The following is a 20,475-nucleotide window of genomic DNA, read 5'->3' as shown; positions in this document are numbered from 1 at the left end:
CTGGCCCTCAAACGGATAATTGAAAGCATGAAGAGAGTTCGCAAGGCAGTCTTCCCGGTCGCCGGTCTCGGCACACGGTTTCTCCCGGCCACCAAGGCTGTCCCCAAGGAAATGCTGACCGTCGTCGACCGGCCGGTGATCCAGTATGTGGTGGATGAGGCGCGCGAGGCCGGCATCGAGCATTTCATCTTCGTCACCGGCCGCAACAAGGCCGTCATCGAGGACCATTTCGACATCCAGTTCGAACTCTATGACACGCTGGCCCAGCGCGGCAAAGACGACCAGCTCGCCCGCCTGCAACGGCTGCAGCCGGCGCCGGGGCAGACCAGTTTCACACGCCAGCAGGTACCGATGGGACTTGGTCACGCCGTCTGGTGCGCCCGCGAGCTCGTCGGCGACGAGCCCTTCGCGCTTTTGCTGCCCGACATGATCATGCAGTCGGAGAAGAGCTGCACGAAGGCAATGGTCGAGCTCTACGAGGAGACCGGCAACAACATCATCGCGGTGCAGGAATGCGCTCCCGCCGAAGCCCACAAATACGGCATCGTCGGCCGCGGCGAGGACACGCATCACGGTTTCCGCATCACCGAGATGGTGGAAAAGCCGAAGGCCGGCACCGCGCCGTCCAACCTTTACATCAACGGCCGCTACATCCTGCAGCCGGAGATATTCAAGATCCTCGAAGGCCAGGAAAAAGGCGCCGGCAACGAGATCCAGCTCACCGACGCCATGCTGAAGCTGGAAAAGCAGCAGCCCTTCTACGGCTACCACTATCGAGGCCGCACGTTCGACTGCGGATCGCCGGAAGGCTTCGTCGAGGCCAACGTCGCCTTCGCGCTGTGGCGCAGCGACATGAATGAGAACATGGCTGGCGTCATCCGCACGCTTCTCGACGAGCTGAAGCCGTCTGAGCGCCGCGGCGCTGCGTTTTAAGGTATTCTAGCGAGCGGCCGGATGTCGTTGGTGCGGCCGTTCAGCGCTGCACCTTCACGCCGAGGAAGATGCTGTTGGCGGTGTAGTCCCGGCCCGGCAGATTGCTGGTCAGCTTCTCGGTCCTCACTCTTGTGGTCAGGCCGGCGTAGCGGTTCAGCCACCAGGTCAGTCCGGCCTCGGCGCTCAACACCCTGTCATGGCCGTCGATGCCGATGTAATCACGCCAGTCGAGGCCCAGAGCCGCATTGGCGGTGAGGTTGGCGCGAATCTGGCGCTCGCCGGTCAGGCGACCGGAATAGAGGATGTCGCCGCTTTCGCCCGATGTGGTCGTGGGCTCGACGGTAGTCCGCCCGGTCAGGCCGATCGTTGTGCCGCGCTCGGGTGACCATTTGAGGTCGGCGTTGACGGTGGCACCAGAGATCGCGTCAAGGTTTTTGTCGTCGATCGCTTCCCTGAGCCAGCCGGCCGAGAATTCGCCCGACAGCTTCTCACCCATGTCGAGTGCAAGGCCAGCGCGGGCGCCGAGCCGCGTCGACGAGCGCTCGAAGCCTTCATTGTCGATGCGTTGATCATAAGTCCGGTGGCCGACCTCGATTTCGGTGAAAGGGGTCAGGGCAGGGGAGATCTCGTAGCCGGTGCGCAACGTCGCCGTGTAGAGCGTGGAGTCCTGATCCTTCTGCGACAGCGAGGTGCCGTCCGAGAGCTTGGCGTCGCCGTAGAAGTCGTGCGAGACCGCGCCGGTCAACGTGTACTGCATCTTGCCGAGATGCTTTTCGACGGCGAGGCTGCCATCGATGGTCTGCCGCAGCGGCTGCTTGCTGACGCCCGCGATGGCGTCCGGCGATGATGCCGATTCCGGCACGGCCTCGTAGCCGAGCTTGGCGATGGCGCGCAACTCATTGTCGAGGTCGACATTGAGCTGGCCTTCGATGCGCCCTTGCTCGTCGTGAACCGGGTAACCCGAGACAGTCTCGCGAAAAAGGCCATAGCCGTCGATCGTGGCTGAGTTCTCGCGCCAGTCGGAGGCGGCGGAAAAGCGCAGCGCCGTCTCGGACAGCAGCGCCGACGTGCCGGCACTGCTCGAATCACCGTTCGAGGTGGCGGTCAGGCCCTGTTCGATCGTCGGCCGGATGACGAACGAGCCCCATTTGACGCCGGTGGCAGCAAACGGATCATCCTCCGGCTTCTTCTTCTGGCCTTCGATGGCGTCCGTGCGCTCTGCGCCTGGGTCGAGCTTCTGCCTGTCGGCACTGTCGATGGTGAGGGCGCGGCGGTTGGCCGTGTCCGCATCGGTCTCTGCACCATCGGCGGCGTCCGTCGTGGAGGCCGTCGTGGAAGCGGTGATGTCGGAGGTGTCGGCCGTCGATTTCTTCTTCTTTTTCGACTTGTCGGCAGCCTTGTCCTTGGCCTGGTCAGCAGCATTCTGCCTGGCGGTCGATGAGCGGCGGCGAGGCTTGGGCGGCGCCGCAGTGTCGGCGGACATGTCGTCAGTGGCTGCGGGCGGGTCGAAGAGGCTGCCGGTCGCGGTGGCGTCGCCAGTGTCGGCGTCGTCAGGCACGGCACCGGCGCTGGCCGGCAGGTAGGTGCGGGCCGGCGCATTGTCCTGCGCGGCATTGGCCGGCTGTTGACCCTGCGCTGCCAGGGCCAGCTGTCTCGCCTTGCGCTGCTGGTCGGACAGGATCGCCGATTCCGAAACCTCGCCGCGCAGTTCGGTTTCCTGGGCATGGAGCGCCGTCGGGCGCAGCAAGGCAAACATGCTGGTTGCCAGCAGCAAGGCGCAGACCGCCTTGCCCCCACGTCCTGTCGAATTTTCTGGCTGGGCCCCGGACATCGCCACCACTGCTTGCGCGGCGCACGCGCGCCATACTTACCGAACCGTAAATGGGGATGGTTAACGGAGGGTTGAGGCGGCGGCCCGTCAGCCGCCTGAAGCGCTGATTTCCAAAGGCATTCATACCGCGTGCGTCAAGCCTTTGGTTTTCGCCTCTACCGTCGTCAAAAACCACCGCACACGTTCGGGCAACATGCCTTGGGCCATTTCTGTTGGACAGCGCGCCGGCAAAGCGCTAATCGCATCAGCCATGCATGCGGGATCCATGGATAAGAAACCTTCGGACAGGCAAGCCTCGATCGCTTCGGCGCTGAGGACGGTGGCGACAGAACAGGCTGGGGTTGCAGCCCTTGCCGAGGCCTTGGAGAACGGATTGGCCGCGCCTTTCGCGCAGGCGGTCGAGATGATCTCTGGGATTGAAGGCCGGCTCATCGTCACCGGTGTCGGCAAAAGCGGCCATATCGGTTCGAAGATCGCCGCGACGCTGGCCTCGACCGGCACGCCGGCTTTCTTTGTCCATCCCGCAGAAGCCAACCACGGCGATCTCGGCATGATCGCCAGGGACGACGCCATCATCGCCATGTCGTGGTCGGGCGAGAGCAAGGAACTGATGGGCATCGTCGCCTATTCCAGGCGCTTTTCCATTCCGCTGATCGCCATCACCGCCGGAGAGACATCGGCGCTGGCGCGGGCGGCGGACGTGGTGCTGCTTTTGCCGCGCGCTCCGGAAGCCTGCCCGCACGGCCTGGCGCCAACGACATCGACGCTGCTGCAACTGGTGATGGGCGACGCGCTGGCGATCGCGCTGCTCGAAGCACGCGGCTTCACGCCGGATCATTTCCGCACCTTTCACCCGGGCGGCCAGCTCGGCGCCAACCTGACGCAGATCCGCGAGATCATGCATGTCGGCGACAGGCTGCCGCTGGTGGTCGCGGGCACCGGCATGCAGGACGCGATCCTGGAACTGTCGCGCAAGGGGTTTGGCTGCGTCGCTATCACCGACGCCGACGGCGCGCTGGTCGGCATCATCACCGATGGCGACATCCGCCGTCACATCGGCAGCAATCTGCTGGCGATGACGGTGGATCAGGTGATGACAAAAGGCCCGAAGACCGCGACGCCGGACACGCTGGTGGCAACGGCGCTGCAAACGATCAACAATTCAGCCATCACCAGCCTGATGGTGGTGGAGGGCCGGAAACCAGTCGGCCTCATCCACCTGCATGACCTGCTGCGTATCGGCGCGGCCTAAGGCGCGTCGATATTCAGGTGATGCCGGCCTGACCCGGATCTCGACACACTCTTAACGCCGCTCGTTCAGACCGCCTCGACGGTCAGTTCCAGATCCGTATCGGCTGCGCCCGTCACGCGCACTTGCGTGCCGGCCGGCAAATCCGGGCCGGAGACACGCCACAGCGTATCGCCCAGCTTGATGCGGCCGCGTCCGTCCCGGATCGGCTCGGCAAGTGTCGCCATCCTGCCGACCATTTGCGCGCCGCGCCGGTTGAGCAGCGGCTGGTCGGTCGGGTCGTTGCGGCTGCCGACCAGCTTTTTGCCGACATAGGCCGAGACCAGCGACAGCGCCAGGAAGGCGAGGACCTGAACCTGCCAGGTCCAGAAGCCGGCGTCCCAGATCAGCAGCGACACGGCGCCGATGATCAGCGCGGCGATGCCGATCCACAGCATGAAGATACCCGGTGCGATGATTTCCATCACCAGCAGCACGAAACCGAGTACCATCCAGTTCCACGGGCCGAGTTCGGAAACGATGCGGTCGATCATTGGTTTCGACCTCAGTTGTCGGTTGGGCGAACGACCGGCGGGCGCGCGGCCTGCCTTTGCGAGCCGGTGGTGCCTTCGCTGCGGAAGACTTCCTTGGCGATCTCGCCGATGCCGCCGAGCGAGCCGATCAGCGACGACGCCTCGAAGGGCATCAGCACGATCTTGCTGTTGGTGGCCGTGCCGATCCTGCCAAGCGCTTCAGTGTATTTCAGCGCTACGAAATAGTTCAGCGCCTGCACATCGCCTTTGGAGATCGCTTCCGACACCACCTGGGTGGCGCGGGCTTCCGCCTCGGCCGAACGTTCGCGCGCCTCGGCATCGCGGAAGGCGGCTTCCTTGCGGCCCTCGGCTTCGAGGATCTGCGACTGCTTGAGGCCTTCGGCGGCAAGGATCTGCGCGCGCTTGTTGCGTTCCGCCGTCATTTGCCGGCCCATCGATTCGATAAGGTTGGCCGGCGGGTTGATGTCCTTGATTTCGACGCGGGTGATCTTGATGCCCCACGGATGGGCCGCCTCATCGACGACGCGCAGCAGGCGCTCGTTGATGGCGTCGCGGTTCGACAGGAGTTCATCGAGGTCCATCGAACCCATGACGGTACGGATGTTGGTCATCGTCAAATTGAGGATGGCGTTCTGCAGTCCGGAAACCTGATAGGCGGCCTGCGCTGCGTTGAGGATCTGGAAAAAGGCAATGCCGTCGACACCGACGATGGCGTTGTCCCGGGTGATGATTTCCTGGCTCGGGACGTCGAGCACCTGCTCCATCATGTTCATCTTGGCGCCGATGCGGTCGATGAACGGGAAAATGAAATTGAGGCCTGGGCTCAGTGTCTTGGTGTAACGGCCAAAACGCTCCACCGTATAATTGTAACCTTGCGGGATTGTCCTGATGCCTTTGATCAGCAGCACCAATACCAGAAGTGCAAGTGCACCAACCGCAATATCGAAACCACTGAAATCCATTTGGCTCTCCCTCAGACGAAGGCCGCTCAAGCCATTCTCGCGCAGCCGACTTCACCAAAGACTTAAGTGTATTTCAGATGCGTTACAATCAGGTGATGATGGATTGTTTATAGGGTTGCACTCAGCGGTTGAAGGCAAACAACCTTGCATCCGTGTCATCCAGCCCGTTGATCGAAGCCGGGACAATCTCGGAAGCGATCTGCGAGAAGGTGATGCCGTTGCCGCCGTAGCCCAGCACCGCATGGATGCGCGGGTGGCGGGGAATGCGCCGATATAAGGCAGGCCGGTGGTCGTGGTGCCGAACGAGCCGGTCCAGGCAAAATCGGGTCTGGTGTCGAGATGCGGAAATATCAGGCCGAGCTTCTCGGCGATGCGTGTGCTCTTGTCGGCGATCAGCTCGTCGCGCCGCGCTTCGTCGATAAAATCCTCGTCCTCGCCGCCGCATATGACCCGGCCGTCGACCGTCGTGCGCATATACAGATACGGCTCCGACGCTTCCCAGATGAACGCTGCGTCCGGCCAGAGCTTTCGCGGTTGCGGGCGTGTCGCAATCGCCCATGTCGAGATGATCCGGTGGGCCGCGGCCGGCACGATGTCTACAAGTTCGTAGCCGGTGGCCAGAACAACATGTCGTGCGGTTATGGTCGGGCCATCCCTGGTCGCGACGACAACAGCTTCGGCGCTGTCCTCGATCATTGTGGCTTCGACGGGGGCATAGAAGCGTGCCTTGCGCTCCAGGGATTTCAGCAGCAGCCCAGCCGTCAGCTTGCGCGGGTCGAGCGCGATGTTGCCGTGGCCGAGAATGGCGCCTTCGCGGTCGATGCCGAATTTCTCGGCTAGCTGTTGTCGGGTTAAGCAGATGGCGCCGATGCCGGCTAGCCGACGTGCCTCGGCCTCGTCGCGCAGTTCCGACGGACCAAGCATCGTGCCGGCCAGATAGAGTGATGGCATGCGCCTCAGGCCACAGTTGATGCCGAGTTCGGCAATCCGTCCGGCGAGATTGGAAACGGCGAGCCGCGAGCGTCGCCAGGCCTGCTGGGCCGAGGCTCTGCCAACTATCTTCGCGAGCGTGGAGAGAGGCTGGTCTATTTCGAATGCCACCAGTGCGGTGGTTGCGGCCGTCGAGCCCTTCAGCGGGCCGCGCCGGTCGATGCAGATCACCCGATGGCCATCGGCCGTCAGCGCCTCGGCCATCATGGCGCCGCTGATGCCCATGCCGACGATCAGCACATCCGTCTTGACATCTCGGGTCAGACTGTCCGTCGGCACCGCAGGCGCCCGATAGGCGGACCACACGGGCCGGCCACTACTGAGGTCGAGTTTGCGGGACATCGAATTCTCCGGAGGGCGCGCCTTAACGCCTCGGAGCAGGCGTTGTTCCGGTTCAGACCCAGCCGGACAGTTCGCGCCGCACCATGGCCTCGATCACCGCCATCCCTTCCGCGCTATCGTTGAGGCAAGGGATATGGGCGAAATTCTTGCCGCCGGCATGGTGGAAGGTTTCGGCCGCCTCGCGGCCGATCTCGTCCAGCGTCTCGATGCAGTCGACGGAAAAGCCGGGATTGACGATGGCGATCGACTTGACGCCGTCCTGCGCGAGTTTTTCCACCGTCTTGTCAGTATAGGGCTGCAGCCATTCCTGCGCGCCGAAGCGCGACTGGAAGGTGATGATCAGTTTCTTGTCATCCCAGCCAAGCCGTTCGCGCAGCAGCCGCGTCGTCTTCTGGCAGTGGCAATGATAGGGGTCGCCCCTCTCGAAATACGGTTTTGGAATGCCGTGATAGGAGGTGATGACCACCTCCGGCTCGAAGTCCAGCGTCGCCAGATGCCGTTCGATCGAGCGCGCCAGCGCTTCGATATAGACCGGTTCGTCATAGTAGGGCGGCACGCTGCGGACGGCCGGCGCACGGCGCATTTTCATCAGCGCGCGAAACAGCTGGTCGTTGGCTGTTGCCGTGGTCGTCGCTGAATATTGCGGATAGAGCGGGAAGGAAAGAATGCGGTCGCAGCCCTGGTCGACCAGACGCTGGGCAATGCTGGCGGTTGAAGGGTTGCCGTAGCGCATCGCCCAGTCGACGACGACATCAGGCAGGTCGCTCAGCGCGTCGGCCAGCTTTTCGGCCTGGGCGCGGGTATAGGTGCGCAGCGGCGACTCGTTCTTTTCCCGGTTCCAGATCCGTGCGTAGTTGGCGCCCGACTTCTTGGGCCGCGTGGTGAGCACAAGGCCATAGAGGATCGGATACCAGATTGCCCTGTTGAGTTCGATGACGCGCGGGTCGGACAGGAATTCACGCAGATACCGCCACATCGGCTTGAAATCGGTGCCGTCGGGCGTGCCGAGATTGACCAGCATGACGCCGATCTTGCCCGCCTTGACCGGCGGATGCCCAGCGGGCAACGGGCCGAGCGCCTTTGCGGCCTTGGGTTCGGCAGGGGTGGGAAGCGTCATAAGGGTTCTCCGGAAGACGCGAACCTAACCATCTTGCGCGCGCATTCAATGCAGCGTCTGGCCGCACCTTAAAGCGGATTGTCTGAATGGATTCAGACGACCCGCTTTAAGTCTTTGTTTTTATGCATGTCGTTCTCCCAAAACCGAGTTCACTTTTGGGCGACATGCATTAGCCCGAAAACAGGACGCCCGTCCGGTTTTCGGGGGGGCGGCGTCATTCAGGCATCTAAGCGAGGCTATTTCGGCGGGATGGTCAGCGTTGCGCCGACCGGAAGCCGGCGCGGCTCATAGCCCTTGTTGGCGCCCGAAATGACCTTCCATTTGGCGCCGTCGCCATAGGCCTTCTTGGCCAGATCCCAATAGGTGTCGCCGGCAACGATGACATGGCTGGCTTCGGCCGGCGCCGCGTCGGCCGGCTTTGCCGGCTCGGCCGGTGCCGGCGCGGCTGGTGGCGCTGGCGGGGGAGGTGCTCCTTCCGTCGATATGCCCGGTGGTGTGTTGGCGATATCGCCCGAGTTGGCCGGCAACTCAGGCATTGCAGGCGCTTCAGCAGGCTTGGCGGCTTCAGCCGGATCGGTTGCCGGGGCCGCAGGCGCCGCGGCGACGGTCGCGGCTATTTCGGTGATGCGGCCGTCGAGCTTCGGCGTGTAGGGTCGGTGGGCACCGAGATAGTCGGCAACCACCTGTTCGAGGCCGGGGCCGTAATCGTAGGCATTCTTGGCCTTGTCGGCGAAGATCTTGTAGCCGTCGCCGCCCTGGCGGACATAGTTGTTGGTTGCGACCAGATAGTCCTTGTCCGGCTTGATCGGCGTCCAGGCGCCGCCTTCCATGACTTCCACCGACTTGACGCGGCCGGCATTGGGCGCGACGGATTTGTCGAAGGAATATTTCAGGCCGGCGACCTGGGGGAAGCGCCCGGCGCCGTCCTCGACCTGGCTGAGGCCGCCCTCGAGGCCGGCCACCAGATCCTTGCCCGAAATCTGGAAGGTCGCCAGCGTGTTCTGGAACGGCAGCACGGCCAGCACCTCGCCCATGGTGACGGTGCCCTTGTCGATCGAGGCGCGCAGGCCGCCGCCATTGGAGATGACGATTTCGACGCCCTGTCCCTTGACGCGGTCGAGGACGGCGTCGGAGACGAGATTGCCCATCGCGCATTCTCGGGTGCGGCAGCTCTCACGACTGCCGTCGATGACGTCGGTGGTTTCCGCCACTTCCTTGTTCTTCAGCGCCTCGATCGGCGCGCCAAGTTCCTTGATGCGGGCGAGCACGGCCGGGTCGGGGGTGATCGACTTGTCGAGATAGATTGGGTCGCCGCTGGCCGATTTGACGACGCCATTGTCGTCGAACACCACCTTGAACTCACCGAGATATTTCGAGTAGGACGCCGCCTGCACCACCGGCACCTTGTAGCCGTCCGGATTGTCGACCATCGTCGGGTAGGGGCCTTCGGCCTTCGGATCGGTGTTCGACAGCAGGGAATGGCTGTGGCCGCCGACGACGACATCGATGCCCGGGATCTTGGCAATGACGTCGCGTTCGCGCCTGTAGCCGATATGGGTCACGGCGATGATCTTGTTGACGCCTTCGCCCTTGAGCTTCTCGACCTCGGCGGTGATCGACCTGACGTCGTCCTCTATAGTGACGTTGGGTCCGGGGGAAGCGAGGTCCGGCGTGTCGTTGGTGATCGCGCCGATGATGCCGATCTTCTGGCCGCCGACCTCGACGACCACAGACGGCTTGATGCGGTCGCCGAGCTTGGATTGCGCGTTGGCCTTCACATTGGCGCCGAGCACCGGGAACTTGATCATGTCGAGGAACGGCGCCAGGGCCACTTCGCCGTCGTCGAATTCATGGTTGCCGAGCGCCATGGCATCGAACTTCATCTCGTTGAGGAATTCGCCTTCGACCTTGCCCTTGTAAGTGGAGTAGAACAGTGAGCCCTGGAAATTGTCGCCTGCGCTGAGCAGCAGCACGTTCTGGCCTTCCAGCTTCTTGCGCTCCTGGGCGATCGCGGTGATCAGCCGGCCCGCGCCGCCGATGCACTCGCCCTTGGTTTCCTCGTCCGCCGAGCAGGTCGATTCATATTTGTTGTTGCCTTCGATGCGGCTGTGCCAGTCGTTGATATGCAGGATGTTCAGCGTGTAGTCGGCAAAGGACGCGCCGGCCGACAGACCGAGTGCTGAGGCTGACAGGGCAGCAATGGCGGCAAGCTTCTTCATCTTCGTCTCCCGGAAAGCTGGTCAGAGGCCACTAGCGCTCTTGTTTGACTGGAACATTACAGCCGGCGCTTCGGCCATGTTCCCATCGCGTTCCGGATGACGCAAGCGGAATCCGGGACCCTTTGCCGGCACAAAAAAGGACGGCGGCCAACCGGCCGCCGTCCTTAAAAAATGAATGGTCGTGGGTTCAGACGCGCCTTGTCAGCACGAAATTCTGACCGCTGGAGCTCGTGCAGTTGAGCTGGCTTGTCGATACCATCAGGCAGTTGAAGCTGACCGCGGTCTGGCGGATCAGCGAGGTGCCGCTGATCTGCACCGATGTGGCGCCTGTCATCGTATAGCTGCCGTCGGCAAGCTTCTGGCCGGTGTCGGTGGCGACCGTCGTGAAAGTACCGCCGGCGAAGGTCGACAGGCCGGTGCCTTTGGCGTCGATCCAGGAGCCCTCGACGCCTTTCGGCGCCGCCGCCATGGGCGGCTCATCGGGACCGCTGGTCGCACAAGCAGCAAGCCCGGCCAAGGCTGCCGCCGCTACGCTCATCGAAAGAACTTTGCGCGCAATGTTGTTCATATGAAAATCCTCTCCTCAGTCCGCATCCCTTCAATCGCCCGATTTCCGGGCGATTGCAAGGCAGTGAGGCAGGTAGGCGGTGCTGCTATCGCACAAGGATGTTGCGGAACTGCCACGGGTCGTTGCGGTCGAGGTCTTCCGGGAACAGGCCGGGACGGTTATCGAGCGGCGTCCAGTCGGTGTAGTAGCCCTTGACCGGTCCGAGATACTGGGACTGCACTTCCAGGCACCGCCTGTAGTCCATCTCGTCGGCTTCGACGATGCCGGCCTCGGGGTTTTCCAGCGCCCAGACCATGCCCGAGAGCACCGCCGAGGTGACCTGCATGCCGGTGGCGTTCTGATAGGGCGCCAGCTTGCGCGCCTCGGCGAGCGACAGCTGCGAGCCGTACCAGTAGGCATTCTTGTCGTGGCCGTAGAGCAGCACGCCGAGTTCGTCGACGCCGTCGATCAACTCGTTCTCGTCGAGCACATGATGCACCGGCTGAGGCTTGCCGGCGGCGCCGAACATTTCGTCAAGCGACAGCATCGCGTCGTTGCAGGGATGGTAGGCATAGTGGCAGGTCGGGCGGTAATGCACCTTGCCCTTCTTGGAACGCACGGTGAAGAAATCGGCGATCGAGATCGCCTCATTATGCGTCACCAGCAGGCCGTATTGCGCGCCGGGCGTCGGGCACCATGAGCGCACGCGCGTGTTGGCGCCCGGCTGCTCCAGATAGATGGCTGCCTTGGAGCCATGCTTGTGCTTCTTGGCGTTCTTCGGCATCCATGTCTCGTGCGTGCCCCAGCCGAGTTCGGCAGGCTGCAGGCCCTCGGAGATGAAGCCTTCTACCGACCAAGTGTTCCAGAACACATTCATCGGCTTCGGCTTCTTGGTGCGCTGGGTGTCGCGTTCGGCGATGTGGATGCCCTTGACGCCGGCCTTCTTCATCAGCTTGGCCCAGCCCTCGCGGTCGTCCTGCGCGGGCTCCGAGAATTCCAGGCCAAGATCGGTGGCGAGATTGACCAACGCCTGCTTGACGAACCACGAGACCATGCCTGGATTGGCGCCGCAGGTGGAGACCGCCGTAGCGCCGCCGGGCTTGTCGTGCTTTTCCTTGAGCAGCGACTCTCGCAGCGCGTAATTGGTGCGGCTGGCGTTGTCCGCCTTGGCGTCGAAATAGAAGCCGAGCCACGGCTCGACGACGGTGTCGATGTAGAGCACACCGAGCTTGCGGCAGAGCCGCATCAGATCCACCGAGCCGGTATCGACCGACAGGTTGATGCAAAAGCCCTGGCCGCCGCCATTGGTCAGAAGCGGGGTCAAGAGCTTCTTGTAGTTCTTCTCGGTCACCGCTTCCTGGACGAAGGCGATGCCGCGCTCGTCGAGCAGCTTGCGGTCGGTGTCGCGCGGGTCGATGACCGTCATGCGCGACTTGTCGAACTTGAAATGGCGTTCGATCAGCGGCAGCGTTCCCCGGCCGATCGAGCCGAAGCCGATCATCACGACGGGGCCGCTGATCTCACCGTAAACGGGCCAGTTTTCATTCGCCATTTTATCGAGCACTCCTTCAAAACCCAGGAAACTGGGAAAACACGCGCAAAACCGGGAATTTCTGCCCGGCGGCCATGCGCTACATCATAGATCATTGTCACAAACCAGCGAAAAGCGCCAACCAGCGGCTACGCTGCGTTGGCTACGTGGTTAAGGCCGAAACCGTGGATGAGTGGCTCTATCCGAGCCTGAGCTTGCCCATTCGCCAAGCGCACCGGTTTAACGGATTTTTGCCCTCGGCGCGGCTGTGGACGCCCGAACCACCAGTTCCACGGGCAGAACGACTTGGCGGGGCGGTTGATTGTCAAGAACCATGCGGGCGGCGAGCCTGCCTTTTCCGATCACGTCTTGCGCGACAGTCGTCAACGGAGGCGTGGTGCGTGCGGATTCGGCAGTGCCATCGAAGCCGATAACCGACACATGGCGCGGCACCTCTATGCCACGACGAACCGCCTCGTCGAGTATTGTGATCGCTTGCCAATCCGACATGGTCAGGATTGCGGTTGCTTCGGGCACATTGTCGAATACCACCGCCCCAGCAGATGGATCGCCCGGCGTCGTCTCGATGATCGGAACATCGTCGATCGACAAGTTCGCCTCCGCCAAACCCTGTTTGAAACCGTCGAGCCTTTCGTCGTCGAGTGAGAAGCCGGCTAGAAGCGGGCGCTCTGCCTGTCCGGGCATGTGCACGATCGGAGGGCCTGGAGTCCTCCGTATGGAAAGGATGGCAAAATGCCGGTGCCCTAACCCGGTCAGATGCCGGACGGCGGCGACCGCGCCACTTCTGCCGTCGATCTTTATCGAATTGATGTCGGGACCTGCGTCATTTTCGAGAATGACGAAGGGCAGGCGCCGTCGTTGTGCCGATGTTATGAGACCGATGTCCCCGCTGTGACCAAGGATGAAGCCGTCAACGAGGGCCTCGCGGATGCTGGCGAAGCGGGTATTGTCGGTGCCGTTTACAAGGCTGAGCGTCGTTCCGGCCTCGTCGCAGGCGAGCGAAACGCCCAGCACCAACTCGCGGCCATAGGGGCTTCTCATCACCTCGGCGATGGCGTAGGCGCCAGGTGGCATGAACCCGATGGCATTGAACTTGCCATCCCGCAGCAATCGTCCTTTCGGGTCGGGGCCGCCAAATCCGAGCGCTCTCGCGGCCGCTTCAACACGTTGGCGCAATTCAGGCCTGACCAGTTCCGGCCGGTTGAAGACGTTGGAAACAGTGCCCCGGGAGACACCGGCAGCCTTGCCCACATCGGCTAGCGTTGGCATTGTGATTCACCCATTTCCCTTCAGTTAGACCATTTTTTGGAGCGCTCCAAGAATTTCGTTGACTCGAAAGTGAAAAAGGGGGATCGTATCACTTGGAGCGCTCCAAATAAACATATCTGCTATATTTCGCGTCTGAAACAACGGAGATTGTCAAAAGGCTTGGTCACAGCGGCGGCCATGCCCAAGGAGAGAGTCATGGCAGAAACCAATGTTTTTCCAGCCTCGCTTGTCGGTAAGTCTTTCGACTGCGTTTTCGGCCCGTTCGTACCCCGGCTGACGTTTTTCTCGCCGGAGGAATTGCATGTGCAGGCGTCGATCGGTGCCACCGAAATTGACGAGATGGTCAAGATCGACATGACCAGCGTACGCCCGAACCTCGTTCTCATGAGCTGGACGGAGCAGAGCGGCAACTTCATCGTGCAGTTGCAGGATCATGAAAACGGGATCGTCCATAATTATGCGCGTCTGGCCGATGGGCAGCTCTTCTGTGCCCAAGGTGCCATTCAATCCGTTGCGGTGGCGTGACACTGCCGCGTCTTGGCCCGGCCGACCGCGTGCGGCCGGACTCCGATCTGCTGAAGTGCCTGTCATCGATTTCCCTAATGGAGGAGGAAAGTGCGATGGAACTCGCTTACGACAGTCATCTGCTTGCCCGAATTCTGTTGAGCGTCGGGACCGTGGGCTACGGTGTGGTGACGATCAAAGCCGACCTCAACGCCACCCACGCCACCAATCCGCTGTGGACCCCGCACGCCCGGTTTCACGTCGTTTGGCAGGTGCTGAGCTACACCGGAGTTGCGCTGATTGCGCTGGGGCTTATCTGGATCGAGGGGCCACTCGAAGCCGAGCGGCTCTATCTCGCAGGGGGATTGGGCGTCGCTATGTACGGAGCGTTCTTCGTGGCAATGCTCTCACGACCGATTTATGGCGGCGTGCTCTACGACGAGAACGGCTATCTGCCATTCCGACCGCCGTTCGGACCGGCGGGTTGGCGGTGGGATGTCAACGTCACCGTCTTTAGCGCGATGTCCGCGATCCTGCTGCTGGGCCTAGCCGCGATTTAGGACAGCGCCAGCGCCCCGAGCCGGTCGACTAGCCGATCGCGGTCTGATGTCAGGCCCTTGTAGTCGAGATGCGCGAGATCGAGCGCCTTGAGCTGGGCGGCGAAAGACGCCGCGAGCTTCGCCCGATCAGGGTGCCTGGCCAGCACGGCGAGCGGGTCGAGATGGATGCGGATGGTGAACAGGATATCGCGTGAAACAGGCAGTTTGCGCAGGGTTTGCCGCTCGACGCGGATGAAGGCATGGGCGTCGATGTCGCCATCGGGAAAGCGCGACCGCCGATTTGTAGCGCGGTCGATGCGCTGCAGGTCGGAAAGCGGATGGTAGAGCGCGTTATCGGACTGGATCGACCAGTTGTAGCGCTCGACGGCCTGCCCCTGGAGGCCATCGAACATCCGGTTGATGAGTTCCGCCGGACGCGTGCCCGGGCCGAAACCCGGCACCGGCGCGTGGATGTCGTGCAGCGGCTTGCCGAATTTTTCCAGGAGCGACCAGGACGAGGGAAAGCACAGCGAGCCGGCAACGAGACTCCAGCCATTGTCGCCGCGGCGCATCAGGATCAGGTCCTCCTGGATGAGCTGTGAGGCCTTGGCCAGCGGAGCCTCGGCGAGGGAAGCAGGCAGACGGCGCGCCGCGCCCACCACCTCGACGCCTGATCCGATGCACCGATAGATTTCTGGAAACCTGTCCAACAGATGCGCACTGAGCAAGTCGAGCACCTCCTGCTGAGCGTCCCGCGTGCCGTCCTCCTCGACAAAAACCCGCTCGGGGATTTCGGCATAGAGCCGGTACTTCTCGGCGAGATACGGCAGCAGATGGTCGTCGATCTCGATCCAGTCCGCCGGATCGAGCGGCTTCAGCCCGATGCTGAAGAGTTTCGACGAGCCGTCATAGGGCGTGTGGGTGGGCAAAGAGGTCATGCTTCAGATCAGTCTCGCAGGGATTAGTCCGCGCAGCGAATTGCCGACAAAAAGTGCTTTGGCCGACTTCAGGTCGCTGTAGCTGTAGACGGCTTCACGGGCGCGGCCTTCATCCAGAAGCTGCGCGCGCAATACACCAGGCAGCAGGCCGCAGTCGAGCCGGGGTGTGGCCAGCACGCCGTCGCCGAGATCGGCAAAGACATTGGTGATCGTGCCTTCACAGATCTCGCCGCGCTCGTTGGCCATAAGCACCTCGTCGGTCTGGGTGACGAGATATTCGGCGCGGGCATGCGTGTAGAGCTGTCGTCGGCTGGTCTTGTGGCGCAGCAGCGTGTCGTGCGAATCGAGCCTCGTCCGCGCCAGCCGCAGCGTCCAGACCTTGTCGGCGGCGAGCGGTTCATAAGGCTGCGCCGAGGCCGCCACCTTACCATCATGCGACAGGACGAGCCGCGTGCGCATGGCAACGCCGGAACCGCTGACCGCGCTGCTCAGCGCCTCGCCGACCGTGCCTGGATCACAGCGGAAGCCGAGCTCAGCCGCCGAGCCGTAGAGGCGCGCAAGATGGCGATCGAAGCGCAGGAAGCCCGGGCGGGGTTCCCAGCGCATGGTCTCGATCAACTGAAAGTCGGCGGTGTTCCCGTCGCGAAGCGCGCTTTCAGCAGACACTCCTGATACTCCTCCTGCGCCGTCGAATCGAAGACGACGCCGCCTCCGACATTGTAGACGGCCTCGCCGCCCGAAAAGAGCGAGATGGTGCGGATCGCCACGGAAAAGCGCATCGGGCCGCCGGGCGCGATCCAGCCTATGGCGCCGCAATAGGCATCGCGGGGCGTGCCTTCCAGATCGCGCAGGATCTCCATGGCACGGATCTTAGGCGCGCCGGTAATCGAACCGCAAGGAAACAGCGCCGCGAAGATCTGGCGGATAGAGAGACCCGGCAGCAGTCTGGCCCTGACGTCGCTTACCATCTGGTGCACGGTCGGGTAGGTCTCGATGCGGAACAGCGCCGGCACGTCCAGCGTGCCCACCTCGCTGATCAGCGAGATATCGTTGCGCAGGAGATCGACGATCATCCGGTTTTCGGCCTGGTTCTTCTCGTCATTGCGCAGGAAGATCTTCTGCCGTTCGTCCTCGGCTTTGGTGGCGCCGCGCGGCGCCGTTCCCTTCATCGGATGCGTCTCGATCATGCCCTCGGCGTCGATCTCGAAGAACAGTTCAGGCGAGCGCGACAGCACGATGGGTTCACCGAGCGCGATCAGCGCGCCGTATTTCACCGGCTGACGTTCAGTCAATGCATTGAAGGCGGCCAGCGGCTCGCCCGACCACTGCGCATGCACGGGAAAGGTCAAATTGCCCTGGTAGCAATCACCTTGCCGGATGTGCTGGTGCAGCCGCGAGAAGCGTTTTTCATAATCCTCGGGCGACCACGTCGCACGGGCGTCGAAGATCGGGCCGTTGGTCGCCGTGGTGTCGCGCGGCGGCACCGCCTCTTCGACCGGGGCATCGAAAACCCCAAGGCACACGAGTGGGGAGCGGCGTCCGTTAGGCAGCAGGGGAACGAGCTTGGGTTCGAGCAGGTAGCCCGCCTCATACGAGAAATAGCCGGCAAGCCATTTGCCTGCATCATGCGCGGCTTGTGCTGCTTCCAGAGCCGGCCCGAAATCCCCTGCTTCGTGCGCCACGATGATATCGGCCGGCCGGTCGAAAACGAGCTGGCGCGCGCTTTTGTCATTGCGAAAAATTGCGGCGGGCAGGGACATGGGCACCGAATGCTGCGGTCAATGAAGCCATCAACCGCTCTATATGGGGTGCCGCCCGCGCGCAATCGAGGGAACGGCACGCTGCCTCTTAAAGCCGACCTTAGGGCCAACTCAGGAACCAAGAGCAAACGGCGGCGCCGATATGGCGCCGCCGCTTGCAATCTTCAATATTCGCCAGCGATCAGCTGTTGCCGGTGGTTCCGGCTGTTGGAAACTGCTTGGCGAATTCCTTCTCGTTGCCGGAGGCGAGCAGCTTGGCCTGCTCGATCCAGCGTTCGCGCGCGATACGGCCGTCGAAATTCATGACGTCCTCGATCCGTTTGATATCGGCCGCGGTCCAGGACGCGATCTGGGCGAAGTTGGTGACGCCTTGCGCCTTGAGCAGCTTCTCGTTGACCGGACCGATACCGATCAGCCGGCGCAGATTGTCGGGCTTGCCGGATGCTGGGCCGGCTGCTGGCTTGGCTGTTGTTGCAGGCTTGCTCGTCGCGGATTTGGCTGGAGCCGAGGCTTTGGTGGCGGCGGGTTTCGCCGCCGGCTTGGCAGAGACCGCCTTGGCAGAGACCGGCTTGGCAGAGACCGCTTTCGCAGCGGCGGCCGGTTTAGCCGGCGCGGGCTTTGTGGCGGCGGATTTGGCCGGCGCGGGGGTCGACATCAGGGCCGCCGGCGCCTGGCTTGCCGGCTTTGCCGCGCTGCTTCCGGCGGCAGGTGCGGCCGGCGCGTCGCGCAGCCGGCGCTCGAGGTCGGCGCGGGTCTTGCCGCATGCATCGAGTTCGCCGGTCAGGCGGTCGCTGTCGGTGCGCAGCCTGTCGCGTTCGCTGCGTGTACGGTCGAGGTCGCCGCGCAAGCTGTCGAGTTCACCGCGCAGGCGCCCCCAAAGGAACCAACCGACCAACACGCCTATCAGGAACGCCAGGACCACGTAGAAAAAAGTGCCCATTGTCTCTCTCCAGTCAGATCCGTCTGCCGTGGGTCATGACCTTCGGCGAAGGACTACTCTTGGTGGTTCCGCGGTAAGCAGAACAGCCGGCTTCGGTTCGAGCTGCGGCGATCGGCTTTGCTTGCCCATGGCCAACGGCCGTTGTCGCGTTCGCCTGAGCGCCACGGCCGGCTGAGATTTCTCCTCGCCGATCCGCATGCGCTCCGGCTGAGCTTGGAGCGAAGGCTATCATAGAGCTTGTGGAAAGCTATCGGAAAACTTCGGTGGAGAGTACTTCAAGAACAGATATTTAGGGCGATAGTAGAGCTGTCCCAACATGCATTCCGGCTAAACTGTTAGAGCGACGCCTGAGGGACGCATCTCAGGTGTCGAGCGCTTCCAGCTCGTCGATCAGGCCACTGATGACGCCAAGTCCGATCTGCCAGAAGGCGGGATCGGTTGCGTCGAGCCCGAAGGGTGCCAGAAGCTCGGAATGATGCTTGGTGCCGCCCGCGCGCAGCATTTCGAAATACTTGTCCTGAAAGCCGCGCTCGGCGTTCTGGTAGACGGCGTAGAGCGAGTTCACCAGGCAGTCCCCGAAAGCATAGGCATAGACATAAAAGGGCGAATGGATGAAGTGCGGGATGTAGGTCCAGAACACCTCGTAGCCTTCGCGCAGTTTGATAGCGGGACCCAGACTTTCGGCCTGCACTTCGAGCCAGAACTGACCGAGCCTGTCGGAGGTCAGTTCGCCGTTCTTGCGTTCGGCATGCACCTTGCGCTCGAATTCATAGAAGGCGATCTGGCGTACGACCGTGTTGATCATGTCCTCGACCTTCTGGGCGAGCATGGCCTTTCGCTCGCGCCGGTCGGTGGTCTGGTCGAGCAGCGAGCGGAAGGTCAGCATCTCGCCGAAGACCGATGCCGTCTCGGCCAGCGTCAGCGGCGTCGAGGCCATCAGTGCGCCCTGGCCGCCGGCCAGCACCTGATGCACCCCATGGCCAAGCTCGTGCGCCAGCGTCATCACATCGCGCGGCTTGCCCATGTAGTTGAGCAGGACATAGGGATGCGCCGACGGTACGGTCGGATGCGCGAAGGCGCCAGGCGACTTGCCGGGCCGCACCGGCGCGTCGATCCAGTTGCGGTCGAAGAAGGTTCGTGCGATCTCGGCCATGTCGGGCGAAAAGCGCTGATAGGCGGACAGCACCGTGTTCCTGGCCTCGTCCCAGCCGATGATCGCCTGGGGCGTATCCGGCAACGGCGCGTTGCGGTCCCAGTGGTTCATCACCTCCATGCCCAGCCAGCGCGCCTTCATCGCGTAATAGCGGTGCGACAGGCGCGGATAGGCATCGCGAACGGCGGAAGCAAGGGCGTCCACCACGCTGCGCTCGACGCGGTTTGCGAGATGGCGTGAATCGGCGATGTCCTCGAAGCCGCGCCAGCGGTCGGATATTTCCTTGTCCTTGGCCAGCGTGTTGGTGATCAGCGTGAAGGTGCGCAAATTTTTGCGGAAGGTCGTGGCCAGCGCCTCGGACGCCCGGCGGCGCACCTCGCCGTCGGCATCCTGCAAGCGGTTCAGCGCCGGCTCCAGCGTCAGGTCCTCGCCGTCGATGTCGAAGCGAAGGTCGGTCATCGTCTCGTCGAACAGGCGGTTCCAGGCGCCGCGCCCAGTGATCGACTTTTCGTGGAAGAGCTGCTCGACGCGGTCCTCGAGCTGGTAAGGCTTGTCCTTGCGCAGATCGAGCACCCATGGCCGGTAGTGACCGAAGGCGGGGTCGCCGGCGAGCGCGCCTTCGATCGACGCATCGTCTATCAGGTTGAGTTCGAGCGCGAAGAACAGAAGGTGCGCGCTGGCGTCGGTCATCTTCTCCTGGACGTCGCCATAGAGCTTGGCGCGCTGGGGATCAGCGGTGTTTCCGGCATAAACCAGTCCCGCATAGGAGACGATGCGGCCGATCAGTTCCTCCAGCGCCTCGTAGGCGACAAGCGCCTCGCCCAGCCTGCCGGCGCTGCCGCGCCCGGCCTCGGCGGCCAGTGTGCCCTTCCAGCGGTTCTCGAAGGTGGTCGCATCAGTCGCGGCCTTGGCGATGTCGCGCTTCAGTTCTGGCGCGTCCATGCCGGCATAGAGGTCGGCAAGGTTCCATTCCGGCAGGTCGCCCAGCTCGGCCGCGCCCTGACCGGACGCCGGCGCCGTCAGCCGCCGTGCGGAAACCATGTGCCCAGAATCCTTATGCATTGCCGACACCTTCCGTGGCCAAGGTTCGAGGGGAA

General features: G+C 62.9%; 17 protein-coding genes and 1 pseudogene. 4 read left to right on the top strand and 14 right to left on the bottom strand.

Annotated features, from left to right (window positions below):
- Positions 1-27: 27 nt before the first annotated feature.
- Entirely contained in the window at positions 28-933 is a 906-nt protein-coding gene (gene galU, locus NKI21_RS18305) for a UTP--glucose-1-phosphate uridylyltransferase GalU (RefSeq protein WP_023810070.1), read from the top strand.
- 40 nt (positions 934-973) lie between these two features.
- On the opposite strand, the gene NKI21_RS18300 is transcribed toward galU, so the two are convergent.
- Entirely contained in the window at positions 974-2,764 is a 1,791-nt protein-coding gene (locus NKI21_RS18300) for an outer membrane beta-barrel protein (protein ID WP_352441863.1), read from the bottom strand.
- 250 nt (positions 2,765-3,014) lie between these two features.
- On the opposite strand from NKI21_RS18300, the gene NKI21_RS18295 reads away from it, so the two are divergent.
- A complete protein-coding gene (locus tag NKI21_RS18295; protein ID WP_352441864.1) occupies positions 3,015-4,016 on the top strand; it encodes a KpsF/GutQ family sugar-phosphate isomerase in 1,002 nt (333 codons plus the stop codon).
- A gap of 65 nt (positions 4,017-4,081) precedes the next feature.
- Here NKI21_RS18295 and NKI21_RS18290 read toward each other — a convergent pair whose 3' ends face one another.
- The 8 genes and pseudogenes from NKI21_RS18290 to NKI21_RS18255 form a co-directional block, all read right to left on the bottom strand.
- Positions 4,082-4,546, bottom strand: coding sequence for an NfeD family protein (locus NKI21_RS18290; RefSeq protein ID WP_023810067.1), 465 nt, complete (start codon positions 4,544-4,546; stop codon positions 4,082-4,084).
- A gap of 11 nt (positions 4,547-4,557) precedes the next feature.
- Positions 4,558-5,508 carry an SPFH domain-containing protein gene (locus NKI21_RS18285; RefSeq protein WP_127809389.1) on the bottom strand — a complete coding sequence of 317 codons (951 nt, stop codon included), beginning with the start codon at positions 5,506-5,508 and terminating at the stop codon, positions 4,558-4,560.
- 121 nt (positions 5,509-5,629) lie between these two features.
- Positions 5,630-6,840, bottom strand: a pseudogene (locus NKI21_RS18280) (NAD(P)/FAD-dependent oxidoreductase).
- A 52-nt stretch (positions 6,841-6,892) separates the two neighbouring features.
- Entirely contained in the window at positions 6,893-7,957 is a 1,065-nt protein-coding gene (gene hemH, locus NKI21_RS18275) for a ferrochelatase (RefSeq protein ID WP_352441865.1), read from the bottom strand.
- 236 nt (positions 7,958-8,193) lie between these two features.
- Positions 8,194-10,176, bottom strand: coding sequence for a 5'-nucleotidase C-terminal domain-containing protein (locus NKI21_RS18270; RefSeq protein ID WP_352866636.1), 1,983 nt, complete (start codon positions 10,174-10,176; stop codon positions 8,194-8,196).
- A gap of 187 nt (positions 10,177-10,363) precedes the next feature.
- Entirely contained in the window at positions 10,364-10,744 is a 381-nt protein-coding gene (gene omp10, locus NKI21_RS18265) for an outer membrane lipoprotein Omp10 (RefSeq protein WP_031212818.1), read from the bottom strand.
- 85 nt (positions 10,745-10,829) lie between these two features.
- Positions 10,830-12,275, bottom strand: coding sequence for a homospermidine synthase (locus NKI21_RS18260; RefSeq protein ID WP_023810061.1), 1,446 nt, complete (start codon positions 12,273-12,275; stop codon positions 10,830-10,832).
- Between the two features lie 219 nt (positions 12,276-12,494).
- Positions 12,495-13,526, bottom strand: a complete 1,032-nt coding sequence (locus NKI21_RS18255) for a LacI family DNA-binding transcriptional regulator (RefSeq protein ID WP_164892874.1) — start codon at positions 13,524-13,526, stop codon at positions 12,495-12,497.
- 213 nt (positions 13,527-13,739) lie between these two features.
- Between NKI21_RS18255 and NKI21_RS18250 the strand changes: the two genes are divergently transcribed.
- Together NKI21_RS18250 and NKI21_RS18245 are read left to right on the top strand one after the other, a co-directional pair.
- A complete protein-coding gene (locus tag NKI21_RS18250) occupies positions 13,740-14,069 on the top strand; it encodes a MoaF-related domain-containing protein (RefSeq protein ID WP_023810059.1) in 330 nt (109 codons plus the stop codon).
- Between the two features lie 95 nt (positions 14,070-14,164).
- Entirely contained in the window at positions 14,165-14,608 is a 444-nt protein-coding gene (locus NKI21_RS18245; protein ID WP_352441867.1) for a hypothetical protein, read from the top strand.
- On the opposite strand, the gene NKI21_RS18240 is transcribed toward NKI21_RS18245, so the two are convergent.
- From NKI21_RS18240 to NKI21_RS18220, 5 genes are all read right to left on the bottom strand, one after another.
- The gene (locus NKI21_RS18240) at positions 14,605-15,525 is read right to left on the bottom strand and encodes a heme-dependent oxidative N-demethylase family protein (RefSeq protein ID WP_352866631.1); all 921 of its coding nucleotides are present in this window, start codon (positions 15,523-15,525) and stop codon (positions 14,605-14,607) included. The genes NKI21_RS18245 and NKI21_RS18240 overlap by 4 nt on opposite strands.
- 3 nt (positions 15,526-15,528) lie before the next feature.
- Positions 15,529-16,191, bottom strand: coding sequence for an aminotransferase class IV family protein (locus tag NKI21_RS18235; RefSeq protein ID WP_023810056.1), 663 nt, complete (start codon positions 16,189-16,191; stop codon positions 15,529-15,531).
- A complete protein-coding gene (locus NKI21_RS18230) occupies positions 16,140-17,285 on the bottom strand; it encodes an aminodeoxychorismate synthase component I (RefSeq protein WP_352441868.1) in 1,146 nt (381 codons plus the stop codon). The genes NKI21_RS18235 and NKI21_RS18230 overlap by 52 nt, the downstream gene beginning before the upstream one ends.
- A gap of 181 nt (positions 17,286-17,466) precedes the next feature.
- Positions 17,467-18,225: a helix-hairpin-helix domain-containing protein gene (locus tag NKI21_RS18225; protein ID WP_352441869.1), complete on the bottom strand. Its 759-nt coding sequence runs from the start codon at positions 18,223-18,225 to the stop codon at positions 17,467-17,469.
- A gap of 361 nt (positions 18,226-18,586) precedes the next feature.
- The gene (locus NKI21_RS18220; protein ID WP_352441870.1) at positions 18,587-20,419 is read right to left on the bottom strand and encodes a M3 family oligoendopeptidase; all 1,833 of its coding nucleotides are present in this window, start codon (positions 20,417-20,419) and stop codon (positions 18,587-18,589) included.
- Positions 20,420-20,475 lie beyond the last annotated feature (56 nt).

This window comes from Mesorhizobium sp. M0715 (genome assembly GCF_040320355.1).
GTDB lineage: Bacteria > Pseudomonadota > Alphaproteobacteria > Rhizobiales > Rhizobiaceae > Mesorhizobium.
The sequence above is the reverse complement of the archived record's forward strand: the minus strand, read 5'-3'. Positions and strand labels throughout refer to the sequence as shown.

What these genes read in the sequence shown, in the direction of transcription:
- omp10 (WP_031212818.1), bottom strand. Translation starts at nt 10,744, where the DNA reads ATGAACAACATTGCGCGCAAAGTTCTTTCGATGAGCGTAGCGGCGGCA.
- NKI21_RS18240 (WP_352866631.1), bottom strand. Translation starts at nt 15,525, where the DNA reads ATGACCTCTTTGCCCACCCACACGCCCTATGACGGCTCGTCGAAACTC.
- galU (WP_023810070.1), top strand. Translation starts at nt 28, where the DNA reads ATGAAGAGAGTTCGCAAGGCAGTCTTCCCGGTCGCCGGTCTCGGCACA.
- NKI21_RS18250 (WP_023810059.1), top strand. Translation starts at nt 13,740, where the DNA reads ATGGCAGAAACCAATGTTTTTCCAGCCTCGCTTGTCGGTAAGTCTTTC.
- NKI21_RS18290 (WP_023810067.1), bottom strand. Translation starts at nt 4,546, where the DNA reads ATGATCGACCGCATCGTTTCCGAACTCGGCCCGTGGAACTGGATGGTA.
- NKI21_RS18225 (WP_352441869.1), bottom strand. Translation starts at nt 18,225, where the DNA reads ATGGGCACTTTTTTCTACGTGGTCCTGGCGTTCCTGATAGGCGTGTTG.
- NKI21_RS18230 (WP_352441868.1), bottom strand. Translation starts at nt 17,285, where the DNA reads ATGTCCCTGCCCGCCGCAATTTTTCGCAATGACAAAAGCGCGCGCCAG.
- NKI21_RS18270 (WP_352866636.1), bottom strand. Translation starts at nt 10,176, where the DNA reads ATGAAGAAGCTTGCCGCCATTGCTGCCCTGTCAGCCTCAGCACTCGGT.
- NKI21_RS18245 (WP_352441867.1), top strand. Translation starts at nt 14,165, where the DNA reads ATGGAACTCGCTTACGACAGTCATCTGCTTGCCCGAATTCTGTTGAGC.
- hemH (WP_352441865.1), bottom strand. Translation starts at nt 7,957, where the DNA reads ATGACGCTTCCCACCCCTGCCGAACCCAAGGCCGCAAAGGCGCTCGGC.
- NKI21_RS18260 (WP_023810061.1), bottom strand. Translation starts at nt 12,275, where the DNA reads ATGGCGAATGAAAACTGGCCCGTTTACGGTGAGATCAGCGGCCCCGTC.
- NKI21_RS18295 (WP_352441864.1), top strand. Translation starts at nt 3,015, where the DNA reads ATGCATGCGGGATCCATGGATAAGAAACCTTCGGACAGGCAAGCCTCG.
- NKI21_RS18285 (WP_127809389.1), bottom strand. Translation starts at nt 5,508, where the DNA reads ATGGATTTCAGTGGTTTCGATATTGCGGTTGGTGCACTTGCACTTCTG.
- NKI21_RS18300 (WP_352441863.1), bottom strand. Translation starts at nt 2,764, where the DNA reads ATGTCCGGGGCCCAGCCAGAAAATTCGACAGGACGTGGGGGCAAGGCG.
- NKI21_RS18220 (WP_352441870.1), bottom strand. Translation starts at nt 20,419, where the DNA reads ATGGTTTCCGCACGGCGGCTGACGGCGCCGGCGTCCGGTCAGGGCGCG.